We start from the raw sequence: 13,323 nt of genomic DNA, 5'->3' as shown, positions 1-13,323 counted from the left end.
GTTTCATGGCCCGCACCTTTGGTTCTTGGCTCTCCGGGCCACCGCCGTCCGAAGCTGGCGACGCGAGTCAGGGACCCAATGACTACGCCGGTCAACGTCTCGGTCTGCCCCAGTCGGGCCCGGGTTCACTGGTCGGCACCGGCCGCCGCGTCCTGGCCGTCACGCTGGACTGGTTGATCGCGATGGGGCTCGGGTCCCTCGTCGGATCGCTGGACCGCACCGGCACGCTCGCCGACCATCGGTCGCTGGTGCTGGAGGCGATCTGGGTGGTGATCGGGATCGTCTCGGTGCGGCTGTTCACCTTCACTCCGGGACAATTGGCGTTGGGTCTGCAGGTGGTCTCGGTCGACCACCGCCAGCACGTCGGCATCGGGCGGGCGGCCGTTCGCGTTCTGCTGGTCGCCCTGGTGATCCCCGCCCTGTTCACCGACGCCGACGGTCGGGGGTTCCAGGACCGGTTGACCGGAACGGCCGTCGTCCGCCGCTAGACCTCGTGGCGGATCTGCCCGTTCATCATGGTCATGGTGACCTTGGCCTGGTGAATGTCGTGCGGGTCGCCTTCGAGGATGTTGGCGTCGAGCACGATGAGGTCGGCGAGCTTGCCGACCTCCAATGACCCCACCTTGTCGTCCAGTCGGATCTGGTGGGCCGCGCCCAAGGTGTTCGCGTGTACGGCCTCGACGATCGAGAGCCGCTGGTCGACGGGCTCCAGGACCGGCCCGTCCGGCTTCCCGATGAGCTGCCGGGTGACGCCGATCTGGATCGAATCCAGCGGCTTGTACGTCGAGAAGTAGCCTGCCGCAGGCCAATCCGTGCCTAGCGAGATCCGACCGCCGGACGTGAGCGTCGCCTGCGTCCGGTAGAGCAGGTTCTTGCGGGGCGCGCCGTACCGGGCGCCCATGTTCATCACCGTGTCGGGGTCGGCCGACATCCAGTTCGCCGAGAACTGCGAGATGACGCCTAGCTCACCGAACCGCGGGATGTCCGAATCCTCCACGTAGACCAGGTGGGCGATGGCGTGGCGGCGCTCCCGCGGCGGGTTGGCCGTGATCGCCTCGGCGATGGCGTCGAGTGCGACGCGGGCGGTGCGGTCCCCGCAGGCATGGATGTGCAAGTCGAAACCGGCGGCGTCGACGTCGCGCACCATGCGGTGCCACTGCTCCTCGGTGAACGGTGAGCTGCCCGTGCTGTCGGGCTTGTCGGCGTAGGGATCTACCAGCCACGCGGTGTAACCGCCCTGCGTGCCGTCGCCGACGATCTTCACCACCGTGGCCTGCACCTGCTCGGTCGAGACACGGTTGCGCACCTCGGTCATCTTGGCCACCGTGTCGTCGACCGGTGGTCCCTTCACGGCGTAGGAGGCCACGACGCGGAACGGCAACTCGCCCCGCTTCTCCGCGTCGACGTAGAGCTCGAGGATCGCGGCCTGGTCCTCGCCGATCGGCGGCACCCCCGCGTCGAACAGGGACGTGATGCCGGCGGCGGCGGCCTTGGGCGTCCACGAGGCCAACAGCTTCGCCATCGTCTCGGGGGAGATGGGCTCGACGGCGTTGACCACCTGGAGCTCGGCGACGACCTCGAGGACGTAACCCGTCGGATCGCCCTTGCCGTCGCGAGCGAAGTAACTGAACCCGGGGATCGGATCGGGGGTGTTGCGGTCGACGCCCGCCATCTGCAACGCCTTCGAGTTGACCCACAGGCTGTGGCCGTCGATGGCGAAGAAGAACGCGGGGCGGTCCGGCACGATCCGATCCAGGTCTGCCTTGGTGGGCCCTTCGGGACCGAACATGTCGACGCGCCAACCGAATCCGCGCAGTGGACCTACCGGGTTGTCGGCGGCGTACTTCGAGATCGCGGCGAGCGCGTCGGCCCCGGTGGGCACCTGCAGGTCCAGGCCCGAGGTCAGGAACGCACCCATGAAGGGGTGGATGTGGGCCTCCACGAACCCCGGCATCAGCAGTCGGCCTTTCAGGTCGACCACCCGGGTACCGTCGCCCACCCGCGCCATCGCCCCGGCCTCGTCGCCGACGTAGGTAATGGTGTTGCCCGTGACGGCAAGCGCCTTCACCCACTGCTGCGGGCCGGCGACGGTGTAGATCGGACCGTTGCGGAAGACGAAGTCCGCCTTCGTGTCCGAACCCGCGGCTTCCGGTGCGCTACTCGGCGACGCCGACTCGCGGCCTGGCGAGCAGGCCGCCATTGCCGTCGTGGCCGCGGCCACCGCGGCGATCGTCAACACCGTCCGTCTGGTGGTCTTGGCGGCCCCGAACGCCGCGAAATGTGGCGCCCACTGACACGATGTACACATGCGCTTCCCCCCAAAGGCACTGTCGAGAATGCCTTTTCACGCCCCGCCCGATGCGGTGACGCTAGCGAAGATTAGCGGGTGAACCTCGACTGCGACGCGATTTGACGCACGCGTCACGGACTGTGACGAACGTGGGGCTACTTGCGGCGCACCGTGCGCTGGACGCCGCGCATCTTCGCGCCGGGAGGCAACGGGCCCTTCGGCATGGCCGACGGTCCCATCCGGGTTCCCAGTGCCGCCAGCCGCGACTCCAGGGAGTCCATCTGCTTGGCGGTGATGTTGGCGGGCAGCTTGGTCAGGTGTCGCTCCAGCTTGGACAACGGCACCTCACCCTCACCGTTGCCGACGACGAAGTCGTAGATCGGAATGTCGCCGATGAGCCGCGCGGTGCGCTTCTTCTCCTGGGCCAGCAGCGGCTTGACGCGCGTCGCCGATCCCTCGCCGACGAAGATCACACCGGGCCTGCCGATCACGCGGTGCACGGCGTCGAAGTGTCCGGTCGCCGCGACGCCCGGGGTGACCCGCCACTTGCCCCGCAGGTTGTCCAGCGCCCACGCGGCGGCGCCGGTCTGGCCCTCGGCCTTGCGGTACACCGACTTCTGGGCGCGACGCCCGAAGATGATGAACGCCACCAGCAGACCCAGCACGATGCCGAGCGGGATCAGCGTGACATAGGTGAACGTGTTGCCGACGAGCACGCCGATCAACACCGCGATCGCCACGATCAGCACGAAGGCGCCGATCATGTAGGGCAGGAGCCGGCTGTCCTCCTTGCGCTGAATCTGGAAGGCCTGCCAGAGCTGACTGCGGCGCTCCTTGGATGCGGCCTTGCGGGCAGCCTTCGCCTCGGCCTTGGCGGCCTTGTCGACGCCGGGTTTGCGAGTCTTCGCCATCGGATCAGGATACGGGTGGACGCCAGCCGAGAGTCAGGACGGGCTGGTCCGGGCCTGGGCCGCCTGGGCGTACAACTTGCCCGCCCGGTAGGACGACCGCACCAGCGGGCCCGCCAGCACGCCGGGGAAGCCGACCTCTTCGGCGAACTTGCCGTGCTCGACGAATTCCTCCGGCTTGACCCACCGCTCGACCGGATGGTGCCGGGGGGTTGGCCGCAGGTACTGCGTGATGGTGATGATGTCGCAGCCCGCGTCGTGCAAGTCGACCAGGGCCGTCCGCACTTCCTCCGGGGTCTCGCCCATGCCCAGGATCAGATTGCTCTTAGTGACCAATCCGTAGTCACGCGCCGCGGTGATGACCGCGAGGCTGCGCTCGTAGCGGAAGGCGGGACGGATGCGCTTGAAGATGCGCGGCACGGTTTCTACGTTGTGCGCCAACACTTCTGGGCGCGTCTCGAAGACCGTCTCGAGCTGTTCGGGGATGGCGTTGAAGTCCGGGATCAACAACTCGACGCCGGTGTTCGGGTTGAGCGCCTTGATTTGGCGCACCGTCTCGGCGTACAGCCACGCACCGCCGTCGGGCAGGTCGTCGCGGGCCACTCCGGTGACCGTCGAATACCGAAGACCCATCGCCTGGACGCTCTCGGCCACCCGCCGGGGCTCGTCGCGGTCCAACTCCGAGGGCTTGCCGGTGTCGATCTGGCAGAAGTCACACCGGCGCGTGCACTGCTCGCCGCCGATGAGGAACGTGGCCTCGCGGTCTTCCCAGCACTCGTAGATGTTGGGGCAGCCGGCCTCTTCGCAGACCGTGTGCAGACCCTCGCGCTTGACCAGGGCCTTGAGTTCCTTGTACTCCGGGCCGGTCTTCAGCTTGGTCTTGATCCACGGCGGCTTGCGCTCGATGGGGGTCTCGGCGTTGCGGACCTCCAGGCGCAGCAGCTTGCGGCCGGTCGACGACACGGGCAGCTTGGCGATCTCGGACGGTTCTGCGGTCACTCCGACAATGCTAGCGCTGGTCGTCGGTCGAGGGCGGCGGGCACCGTGACGGCGACGGCGTCGGCCACCTCGTCGACGGTGATCCGACGGCCCAGCTCGGCGGTCAACGACGTGACACCGGCGTCGGAGATGCCGCACGGGACGATCGAGGTGAAGGCGGACAGGTCGGAGTCACAGTTCACCGAGAAGCCGTGCAGCGTGGTCGCCCTGGCCACCCGGATGCCGATGGCCGCGACCTTGCGTGCCGGCCTGGCGGCGGACTGCGGGACCCACACGCCGGATCGACCTTCGACCCGGCCGGTCTCGAGCCCGAAGCCCGCGCACACCGCCATCAGGGCGCCCTCCAGGCGGCGGACGAACTCGACCACGTCCAGCGGTTGCGCCAAGCCGACGATCGGATAGCCGACCAGCTGACCCGGCCCGTGCCAGGTGATCTTGCCGCCGCGGTCGGTGTCGACCACCGGGACGTCGGAGTAGACGGGACGCTCGTGCGGTTCGGTGCGGCGGCCCGCGGTGTAGACCGGTGGATGTTCGAGCAGCAGCAGGGTGTCGGGGCCGCCGGCGATCCGCGCCTCGGCCACTTCGCGCTGCATCTGCCAGGCGTCGAGGTAGTCCACCGAGCCGAGTCGTCGCACCTCGACCTCGGTGTCCGTCGACCGGACCGATGCTGCGCCCACGCTCTGAACGGTACGCGCGTCAGGTCGTCTTGGGCGCGGTGACGTAGGCCATGGCCTCGCCGATGGTGTGGTGGTGGAACTCGAAGCCGGCCCGTTCCAGCGCCGCGGGGATGGCCCGCTGTCCGCCGAGGAGACCCTCGTCGGCGAGTTCGCCGAGCACGGCCCGCAGGGCGAACGCGGGCACCGACATCGGCGTCGGCCGGTTGAGTGCCCGACCCAGCGCCGCGGTGAATTCGGCGTTGGTGACCGGCGCGGGTCCCGTGCCGTTGACCGGACCGACGAGGTCGTCGTGCTCGACGGCGAATGTCACCGCGCGCACCTCGTCCTCCAGGCTGATCCACGGCATGTACTGCTTGCCGTTGCCCAACCGGGCTCCCAAGCCGAGGCTGAAGAGCGGCTTGAGCTTGGCGAGCATGCCACCCGACGGGGACAGCACCAGCCCGGTCCGTAGCTTCACCACCCGCACGCCTGCGGCGACGGCGGTCGACGTGGCGTCCTCCCAGTCCTGGCACAGGCCGGCGAGAAATCCCTGACCCGCCGGGGCGGACTCGTCGACGACGCGGTCCCTAGTGTCGCCGTAGTAGCCGACCGCGCTGGAGTTGACGAGCACGGGGACACCGGATTCGACGACCGCCCGGGACAGCACCTCGGTCGGCCCGATGCGGCTGTCGCGCAGGCTCTGCTTGAACGCACCCGACCACCGCTTGCCTGCGACGTTGACGCCGCACATGTTGACCACGGCGTCCGCGCCGCGCAGCGCACTCGCGTCGAACTCACCGGTGTCGGGATCCCAGAACACCTCGTCGGAGCTCGACGGCGGACGACGCACCAGCCGCAGCACGCGGTTGTCGGCAGCGCGCAACGCCGACGTCAGCGCGGAACCGATCAGCCCGGAGGAACCTGCAATCGCGATGACGGCATTTCGCACGAGGCCTACAGTCCGAGGTCGGCCTCGAACGCTCCCTCTTCGAGGCGGCGTTTGACCGTCGTCAGGAAGCGGCCGGCATCGGCTCCGTCGACGAGTCGGTGGTCGTAGGTCAGCGGCAGGTAGCACACCGACCGGACGCCGATCGACTCGTTGCCGTTCTCGTCGACCACCACGCGGGGACGCTTGACGATCGCGCCGGTGCCGAGCATCGCCGCCTGCGGCGGGACCAGGATCGGCGTGTCGAACAGCGCGCCCTGGCTGCCGATGTTGGTGATGGTGAACGTGCCGCCGGACAGCTCGTCGGGCTTGAGGTTGCCCGAGCGCGCCCGTGCCGCGATGTCGGCGATCGCCCGCGCCAGCCCGCCAAGGGACAGGTCACCGGCGTTCTTGACGACGGGGGAGAGCAGACCCTGTTCGGTGTCGACCGCGAAGCCCAGGTGCTCGGCGTCGTAGTAGGTGATCTGCTTGCTGTCCTCGTCGTAGCTGGCGTTGACGTTCGGGTGTGCCTTGAGGGCGTCGATCACCGCGACCGCGAAGAACGGCAGGTACGTGAGGTTGACGCCTTCGCGTTCGGCGAACGTCGCCTTGGCGCGGGCGCGCAACGCCACGATCTTGGTCAGGTCGACCTCGTGGGTCTGCGTCAATTGTGCTGTCGTCTGCAGGGATTCGCGCGTCTTCTTGGCGGTGATCTGCCGGATGCGGTTGGCCTTCTGCGTTGTGCCGCGCAGGTGCGCCAGCGCCGGTGCGGGCGCGGACGAGGCAGCCGCAGGCTTGGAGGCGGGTGCGCTCGGCGGTGCGGCGCTCGGCTCGGGAGCCTTCTTGGCCTCAGCGGCGGCGAGCACGTCCTGCTTGCGGATGCGGCCGCCGACGCCGGTGCCCTTGACCGACGACAAGTCGACGTCGTTGTCCGCGGCCAGCTTGCGGACCAGGGGAGTGACGTACGGGCCGCCGTCGGACGACGGTGCCTCGGCGGCAGGGGCTGCCTTCGGTTCGGGCTTGGGTTCCGGTTTGGGCTCGGGCTCGGACTTCGGTTCCGGCATGGGCTCGGGCTTGGCCTCGGCCTTCGGCTCGGGTTCCTTGGCGGGCTCGGGCTCGGGCTCCGGCTCCGGCTCCGGCTCTGGTTCGGGCTCCGGCTCCGGCTCGGGTTCTGGCGTGGCGTCGGCGTCGGCATCGCCAATCTTGGCGAGTTCGCCGCCGACGGCGACCGTGTCGTCCTCCTCGGCGGTGATGGACAGCAGGGTCCCGGCGACCGGCGACGGGATCTCGGTGTCGACCTTGTCGGTGGAGACCTCGACGAGCGCGTCGTCGACCTCGACGCTGTCGCCGACCTTCTTGAGCCACCGGGTGACGGTGCCCTCGGTGACGGACTCACCAAGTTCGGGCATCACGACCGAGGTGGACGAGCCACCGCCACCGCTGGACTTCGGGGCGGCCTTGGTCTCTTCCTTCGCCTCGGGCTCGGGCTCTGGCTCTGGCTCTGGTTCGGGCTCCGGCTCTGGTTCGGACTTCTCCTCCGCGGCGGGGGCGTCGTCACCGCCGTCACCCTCGCCCTCATCACCGATCGTGGCGAGATCGCCGCCGACCTCCACGGTGTCGTCCTCGTTGGCGATGATCTTGGTGAGCACGCCGGCGGCCGGCGACGGAATCTCGGTGTCGACCTTGTCGGTCGACACCTCCAGCAAGGGCTCGTCGACCTCGACGGTGTCGCCTTCTTGCTTCAGCCATCTCGTGACGGTCCCCTCGGTGACGCTCTCACCGAGTGCGGGCATCTGGACGGTGATGGCCATGTGATGTGACTCCTCGAACGGTCGCTCGTAACGGTCGAAAATGCTCGACGCCCATCCTGTCACGTCCGAGGCCGGTGGTCGCCGCAGACCGGCCGAGTTGCTCCTCTGGCACCATTGAAGGTGAATCCGAGTGAGTGAGGTCCAGTTGGGACTGTTCGACACCTTCCGCCGTCGCGGGTCCAAGGGCGCCTCCGACCGGCGAGACCCCGGGGCCGACCTCAAGTACCTCCGGCAGTGGGTGGCCGAGCACCACGGGGTCGAGGCGTTCGTCGAACCCAAGACCACCGTCACCGAGGTCACCGTGGTGCTGGTGGCGGCCGACGGCGAATGGACCCGGCGCCGAGCCGGCGGCGACAGGGGCGCCCGCCGGCTCAGCGACAAGCTGAACATCCCGGTCTACGACGTCCAGAAGGTCGGCTACCCGCAGCGCATGCGCGACTTCGACGCACGCCGGCGCATCGAGCGCAAACGCGAGCTCAGGCGGGAACTCGAGGATGACTGAGGTGGGCAGCCGTCACAGCTGCGACGCGCCGCCGTCGACGACCAGCTCGGCGCCGGTGGTGTAGGTCGCGTCGAAGGCCAGGAAGACGACGGCCTTCGCCACCTCCTCGGGCTCGCCGAGACGACGCATCGGGTTGAGGGCCCGCTGCGCCTCCAGGAAGTCGCGTGCCTCCTGCGCAGGCATGGATCGCTCGAGGATGCCGGTGTCGACGGGTCCGGGCGAGACGGCGTTGACCCGAATTCCCCTGTCGACCAGTTCCGCGGCGAACGTGCGGGTCATGGACCGCAGGGCAGCCTTGGTCGCGGAGTAGACGCTCGTCGCGGCGATGCCCTTGCGGTTGGCGATCGACGTGGTCAGCACCACCGAGCTGCCGGGCGGCATCAGCGGGACGAAGCGTTGCAGGGTGAAGAACGGCGCCCTGGTGTTGACGGCGAACACGTCGTCGTACTGCTCGGCCGTGGTGTCCTCGATGGTGCCTCCCCCCGTCGCGCCGGCGTTGAGCACGAGCAGGTCGACGCCGCCGAACGCGGCGGCCGCGCGGTCGGCGAGCCCGTCGACGTCGCCGACGTCGCGACGGTCCACCAGGGCCCGCGGACCGAGGGCCGCCGCGGCGGCCGTCAACGACGCGGGGGTGCGGCCGGTCACCAGCACCCGGGCCCCGCCCGCGTCCAACACCTTGGCGGTGGCGAGACCGATGCCGCTGGTGCCGCCGGTGATGACGACGCGCTTGCCGTCGTATCCAGTCATGTGAATTCCTCTCTCGGACAACTGCTTAGAGCTGTGAGTCGCCACCGTCGACGACCAGTTCGACGCCTGCGACGAACGTCGCGTCGAAGGCCAGGAACGCCACCGCAGGCGCGAACTCGCTCGGCTGGCCGAAGCGCCGCATCGGGTTGCTCGCGGTGAACGCGGCCTTGATGTCGGCGGCTCGCTCCGGCACTTCCTTCTCCAACTTGCCGGTGTCGATCGAGCCCGGGCTGACGGCGTTGACCCGGATGCCCCGCGGCAGCAACTCCCGGCTCAGCGTGCGGGCCATCGAACGCAGCGCGGCCTTGCTCGCCGAGTACACGCTCAGCGCGTCCCAACCCGTCTGGTTCGCCGTCGACGTCGTCAGCACCACGGCACTGCCCTCGACCATGAGCGGCACCAGCTTCTGCACCGTGAAGAACGGGCCCTTGGTGTTGATCGCGAACACGTCGTCGAAGGTCTGCTCGGTCACCGCGTCGAACGGGTCGAAGCTGCCGATTCCCGCGTTGACCACCAGAGCGTCGACCGTGCCGAACTCGGCCCGCACCCGCTCGGCAAGCGCGTCGACGTCCGCGAGCGAACTGGTGTCGCTGCGGACGGTGACGGCCTGGCTGCCCAGCTGCGCCGCCGCGTCGTCCAGCGTCTGCTGATGGCGTCCGGTCACGAGGACGCGTGCGCCCTCGTCGACGAGATGCGCGGCCGCGGCCAACCCGAGGCCGCTGCTTCCGCCGGTGATCACTGCCGTCTTCCCGTCGTATCTGCCCATGCGACGAGTCTTTGGCAGTTCGGCGCGCGCGTCCAAGACCCGTTCGGCACCCCGCCATGCGACAACGGAATGACGGTGTCGGAATAGCGATCCGCGTCGATCGGGTTGGACCTCGGCGATGAACGACAACGGAGCCGACCTCGAACTGCGGCTGGTGCGGTACTTCACCGTCGTGGCCGAGCACCGGAACTTCGGCCGGGCCGCGGCCGAGCTACGCGTCGCACAACCAGCCCTGAGCCGTCAGATCCAGCGGCTGGAGAACCGGCTCGGCGTACTCCTCTTCGACCGCGTGCCCCACGGCGCCGAGCTGACCGACGCGGGAAGGGCGTTCCTCCCCGAGGCGCACGACGTGCTGCGGGCCGCGCACCGGGCCACGCTCACCGCCCGGGCTCACGCACCCGCGGGCAACGTGGCCGTCGGCTACGTCGAGGATCTCGTCGTCACCCCGGCCGTGCGTGAACTGCGACGCCGCCACCCGCAGGCGACGATCGGCACCCGGCACCTCGAGTGCCGGGACGAGCGCATGTTCGCCGACGGAACGGTGGACGTGGTGGTCGCGCGGGCGCCGCTGCCTCACCCGGCCGACGACCTGCGCGTCACCCCGCTCTACGAAGAGCCGCGGATGCTGGTGCTGCCGGCCGACCACCACCTCGCCGGTCGGGCCTCGGTGTCACTGCAGGACTTCGCCGGCGGTCTGCCCGTCTACTGCTCGCACGGCGCGCCACGGTCGATCTACCCGACCGGCGTCGCCTCGCTGCAGACGGGCCCCGTTGTCGAAGGCTTCGAGGACAGACTCGAACTCGTCGCCAGCGGCCAGGCGGTGGCCGTCCTGCCCGTCGGGGACCGGCGTAGCTCGCTGCGTGCGGACCTGGCGTCGGTCCCGATCGACGACGTGCCCGCCAGCGAGGTCGTCGTGGTCCACCGGGCGGGGGAGACCAACCCGCTGGTCGCCGAGTTCGTCCTGGTCGCCCAAGCTCGCCTGATGCCCGTACCGGCCTGACCAACCGTTCTCGGCTAGCCCTCCTTCGCTACGTCCTCCAGCACGGCGAACATGGTCCGGGTGGGCACCCCGGTGCCGCCCTTGCCGGTGTACCCCCACGGGCCGCCGGTGTTGTAGGCGGGTGCGGCGACGTCGACGTGGGCCCACTGCACGCCCTCGGCGACGAACTCGCGGAGATAGACCCCGGCCACCAGCATCCCGGCGTACCGCGAACCGCTGACGTTGGCCAGGTCGGCGACGGTGGACTTCAGGTCGTCCTTCAACTCGTCGGGCAGCGGCATCGCCCATCCGTTCTCCCCGACGGCCTGCGACAGCGCGGCGACCCGATCCCGGAACTCGTCGCTGCCCATCACCCCGGGGGTGCGGGCGCCGAGTGCGACGGTCTGCGCACCGGTCAGCGTGGAGGTCTCGATGAGATAGTCGGGGGCGTCCTCGCACGCCCGCACGATGGCGTCGGCCAGGATCAGCCGGCCCTCGGCGTCGGTGTTGAGCACCTCGACGGTGATGCCGCCGTACTGGGTGAGGACGTCACCGGGGCGCTGGGCGGTGGCCGAGGGCATGTTCTCGGCCATCGGCACCGTCGCGACGACGTCGATCGGCAGGTTCTGCTTGGCGGCCAGCACGACGGTCGCGATGACGGCGGCCGCGCCGCCCATGTCGGAGGTCATGTGATGCATGTTCGCGGCCGGCTTGATGGAGATGCCGCCGGTGTCGAAGGTGATGCCCTTGCCGACGAGGGCCACCTTCTTGGGCTTGCGGCCCTTGCCGCCGGAGTGCGTCAACCGGACCAGCCGCGGCGGCCGCGACGAACCCTTGCCGACGCCGACGATGCCGCCGTAGCCGCCCTTCTCGAGGGCCTCCTCGTCGAGCACCTCGACCTTCAGGCCGACCGATTCACCCAAAGCCCGTGCGCGCTTGGCGAATTCGTCGGGAAACAGGTGGCTGGGCGGGGTGTTGACGAAGTCGCGCGCGGTGGCGACCGCGGTCGCCACGTCGGTGCCGCGGACGGCCTCGGTCTTCGCGCTCTTCGCCGTCGAGAGCACCGTGATCTTGGCCAGGCGGGCGTCCTTGGGGGCGGTCTTGGCACTGCGGAAGTCGCTGAAGCGGTAGGCGCCGAGGATCAAGCCCTCCACGGTGGCCGCCACGTCGACCTCCGAGAGCGTCGTCACGACGCTCTCGACGCCGCTCAGCGCCCGCGCCGCCACCCCCGCCGCGCGCCGGATCACGTCGCCCGGCCACTCGTCGCGGGCCTTGCCGAGGCCGACGGTCAGCACGCTGGCCACCGGCAGCGAGGGAACGACGATTCGCGTGGTCTGCTCGCTGCCGCCCTTGACGCCGAGCGCGGCCAGGGCCACCTCGATCTCGCCGACGGCCTCGGCGTCGAGGAAGGGATTGGGCAGTACCCGCGCACGGTCGTCGTCACCGGAGACGACGGGCACGATCAGCACCGCCGAGCCAATGCCGCGCTTGGGCAGGCCGGTGGAGACGGTGACGGCGGGGGACTGGTAACCGGGTGCAGTGCTCACGGGGGTCACCCTAGTAGCGCAGGCACGGGTCCGGCGGGGCAGGAGCGAGGCGACCGGGGGCATTAGAGTCACTGGCCGTGAGTGACAACCTGCTGAAGGGTCCGCTGGAGGACCGCCACCGCGAGCTGGGCGCGAGCTTCGCCGAATTCGGGGGATGGCTGATGCCGGTGTCCTACGCGGGCACCGTCAGCGAGCACAACGCCACCCGAAACGCCGTCGGCCTCTTCGACGTCAGCCACCTGGGCAAGGCCCTGGTGGTCGGACCGGGCGCTGCGGAATACGTCAACTCCGCACTCACCAACGACCTGCGCCGAATTGGTGCGGGCAAGGCGCAATACACGTTGTGCTGCAACGACTCCGGCGGCGTCATCGACGACTTGATCGCCTACTACGTCTCCGACGACGAAGTGTTCCTCGTGCCGAACGCGTCGAACACCGCCGCCGTCGTCGCCGCGCTGAAGGAGAAGGCACCGGCAGGATTGACCATCACCGACGAGCACCGCAGCTACGCCGTGCTCGCCGTGCAGGGTCCGAAGTCCGCCGAGGTGCTCGCCGCGCTGGGCTTGCCCACCGACATGGACTACATGGGGTACGCCGACGCCGAATATGAGGGCGTGCCCGTCCGGGTCTGCCGGACCGGGTACACCGGCGAGCACGGCTACGAGCTGTTGCCCGAGTGGGACCGCGCCGCGGTCGTGTTCGACGCACTGGTCGAGGCCGTCGCGGCCGCCGGCGGCGAACCGGCCGGGCTTGGCGCCCGCGACACGTTGCGCACCGAGATGGGCTACCCGCTGCACGGGCACGAACTGTCACTGGACATCTCGCCGCTGCAGGCGCGGTGCGGCTGGGCGATCGGCTGGAAGAAGGACGAGTTCTGGGGCCGCGAGGCGTTGCTCGCCGAGAAGGCGGCCGGCCCACGGCGGGTGCTCCGCGGACTCAAGGCGGTGGGCCGCGGCGTGCTCCGAGCCGACATGACGGTGCTCGACGGTGACCGGCCGGTGGGCGTCACCACGTCGGGAACCTTCTCTCCGACAATGAAACTCGGCATCGCGCTGGCCCTGCTGGACACCGACGCCGGCATCGCCGACGGCCAGCGCGTCGCGGTCGACGTGCGGGGCCGGGCGTTGGAGTGCGAGGTGGTCGCGCCGCCGTTCGTCGAAGCGAAAACTCGCTAGTCACGGGTTATACAATCG

Annotated in this window: 13 protein-coding genes; 4 read left to right on the top strand and 9 right to left on the bottom strand. The window is 69.6% G+C overall.

Annotated features, from left to right (window positions below; all coding sequences use genetic code 11):
• The first annotated feature begins 5 nt into the window (after positions 1 to 5).
• Positions 6 to 488 carry an RDD family protein gene (locus H7K45_RS24675; RefSeq protein ID WP_263998683.1) on the top strand — a complete coding sequence of 161 codons (483 nt, stop codon included), beginning with the start codon at positions 6 to 8 and terminating at the stop codon, positions 486 to 488.
• On the opposite strand, the gene H7K45_RS24670 is transcribed toward H7K45_RS24675, so the two are convergent.
• From H7K45_RS24670 to sucB, 6 genes are all read right to left on the bottom strand, one after another.
• The gene (locus H7K45_RS24670; protein WP_263998682.1) at positions 485 to 2,308 is read right to left on the bottom strand and encodes an amidohydrolase; all 1,824 of its coding nucleotides are present in this window, start codon (positions 2,306 to 2,308) and stop codon (positions 485 to 487) included. The two genes, H7K45_RS24675 and H7K45_RS24670, sit on opposite strands and share 4 nt — an antisense overlap.
• 137 nt (positions 2,309 to 2,445) lie before the next feature.
• Positions 2,446 to 3,201 carry a DUF4191 domain-containing protein gene (locus H7K45_RS24665; protein ID WP_263998681.1) on the bottom strand — a complete coding sequence of 252 codons (756 nt, stop codon included), beginning with the start codon at positions 3,199 to 3,201 and terminating at the stop codon, positions 2,446 to 2,448.
• Between the two features lie 33 nt (positions 3,202 to 3,234).
• Positions 3,235 to 4,167, bottom strand: coding sequence for a lipoyl synthase (lipA, locus tag H7K45_RS24660; protein ID WP_263999307.1), 933 nt, complete (start codon positions 4,165 to 4,167; stop codon positions 3,235 to 3,237).
• Positions 4,168 to 4,193: 26 nt separating this feature from the next.
• Complete coding sequence (gene lipB, locus H7K45_RS24655) at positions 4,194 to 4,874, bottom strand: lipoyl(octanoyl) transferase LipB (protein WP_263998680.1); 681 nt, start codon at positions 4,872 to 4,874, stop codon at positions 4,194 to 4,196.
• 19 nt (positions 4,875 to 4,893) lie between these two features.
• Entirely contained in the window at positions 4,894 to 5,802 is a 909-nt protein-coding gene (locus tag H7K45_RS24650) for a TIGR01777 family oxidoreductase (protein ID WP_263998679.1), read from the bottom strand.
• Positions 5,803 to 5,807: 5 nt separating this feature from the next.
• Positions 5,808 to 7,589, bottom strand: a complete 1,782-nt coding sequence (gene sucB / locus H7K45_RS24645) for a 2-oxoglutarate dehydrogenase, E2 component, dihydrolipoamide succinyltransferase (protein WP_263998678.1) — start codon at positions 7,587 to 7,589, stop codon at positions 5,808 to 5,810.
• A 145-nt stretch (positions 7,590 to 7,734) separates the two neighbouring features.
• On the opposite strand from sucB, the gene H7K45_RS24640 reads away from it, so the two are divergent.
• Positions 7,735 to 8,091 (top strand): oxidoreductase, encoded by a 357-nt coding sequence (locus H7K45_RS24640; protein ID WP_263999305.1) that lies wholly within the window; start codon positions 7,735 to 7,737, stop codon positions 8,089 to 8,091.
• Positions 8,092 to 8,103: 12 nt separating this feature from the next.
• On the opposite strand, the gene H7K45_RS24635 is transcribed toward H7K45_RS24640, so the two are convergent.
• Together H7K45_RS24635 and H7K45_RS24630 are read right to left on the bottom strand one after the other, a co-directional pair.
• Entirely contained in the window at positions 8,104 to 8,838 is a 735-nt protein-coding gene (locus tag H7K45_RS24635; RefSeq protein ID WP_263998677.1) for an SDR family oxidoreductase, read from the bottom strand.
• 25 nt (positions 8,839 to 8,863) lie between these two features.
• On the bottom strand, positions 8,864 to 9,604 hold the full coding sequence (locus tag H7K45_RS24630; protein ID WP_263998676.1) for a glucose 1-dehydrogenase: 741 nt from the start codon (positions 9,602 to 9,604) through the stop codon (positions 8,864 to 8,866).
• A 118-nt stretch (positions 9,605 to 9,722) separates the two neighbouring features.
• Between H7K45_RS24630 and H7K45_RS24625 the strand changes: the two genes are divergently transcribed.
• Positions 9,723 to 10,604 (top strand): LysR family transcriptional regulator, encoded by an 882-nt coding sequence (locus H7K45_RS24625; protein ID WP_263998675.1) that lies wholly within the window; start codon positions 9,723 to 9,725, stop codon positions 10,602 to 10,604.
• A 14-nt stretch (positions 10,605 to 10,618) separates the two neighbouring features.
• Here the strand turns inward: H7K45_RS24625 and H7K45_RS24620 are convergent, their stop codons facing one another.
• Positions 10,619 to 12,130 (bottom strand): leucyl aminopeptidase, encoded by a 1,512-nt coding sequence (locus tag H7K45_RS24620; RefSeq protein ID WP_263998674.1) that lies wholly within the window; start codon positions 12,128 to 12,130, stop codon positions 10,619 to 10,621.
• Positions 12,131 to 12,207: 77 nt separating this feature from the next.
• Here H7K45_RS24620 and gcvT point away from each other — a divergent pair, with 77 nt between their 5' ends.
• The gene (gene gcvT / locus H7K45_RS24615; protein WP_372512634.1) at positions 12,208 to 13,305 is read left to right on the top strand and encodes a glycine cleavage system aminomethyltransferase GcvT; all 1,098 of its coding nucleotides are present in this window, start codon (positions 12,208 to 12,210) and stop codon (positions 13,303 to 13,305) included.
• Positions 13,306 to 13,323: the final 18 nt, after the last annotated feature.

Origin of the sequence: Mycobacterium yunnanensis, from assembly GCF_025823185.1 — a bacterium.
Taxonomy (GTDB): Bacteria; Actinomycetota; Actinomycetes; order Mycobacteriales; family Mycobacteriaceae; genus Mycobacterium; species Mycobacterium yunnanensis.
The sequence above is the reverse complement of the archived record's forward strand: the minus strand, read 5'-3'. Positions and strand labels throughout refer to the sequence as shown.

Bases quoted from the DNA above. Each gene is read 5' to 3' on its own strand.
- H7K45_RS24630 (WP_263998676.1), bottom strand. From the start codon at position 9,604: ATGGGCAGATACGACGGGAAGACGGCAGTGATCACCGGCGGAAGCAGC.
- H7K45_RS24675 (WP_263998683.1), top strand. From the start codon at position 6: ATGGCCCGCACCTTTGGTTCTTGGCTCTCCGGGCCACCGCCGTCCGAA.
- H7K45_RS24625 (WP_263998675.1), top strand. From the start codon at position 9,723: ATGAACGACAACGGAGCCGACCTCGAACTGCGGCTGGTGCGGTACTTC.
- H7K45_RS24635 (WP_263998677.1), bottom strand. From the start codon at position 8,838: ATGACTGGATACGACGGCAAGCGCGTCGTCATCACCGGCGGCACCAGC.
- H7K45_RS24670 (WP_263998682.1), bottom strand. From the start codon at position 2,308: ATGTGTACATCGTGTCAGTGGGCGCCACATTTCGCGGCGTTCGGGGCC.
- sucB (WP_263998678.1), bottom strand. From the start codon at position 7,589: ATGGCCATCACCGTCCAGATGCCCGCACTCGGTGAGAGCGTCACCGAG.
- H7K45_RS24665 (WP_263998681.1), bottom strand. From the start codon at position 3,201: ATGGCGAAGACTCGCAAACCCGGCGTCGACAAGGCCGCCAAGGCCGAG.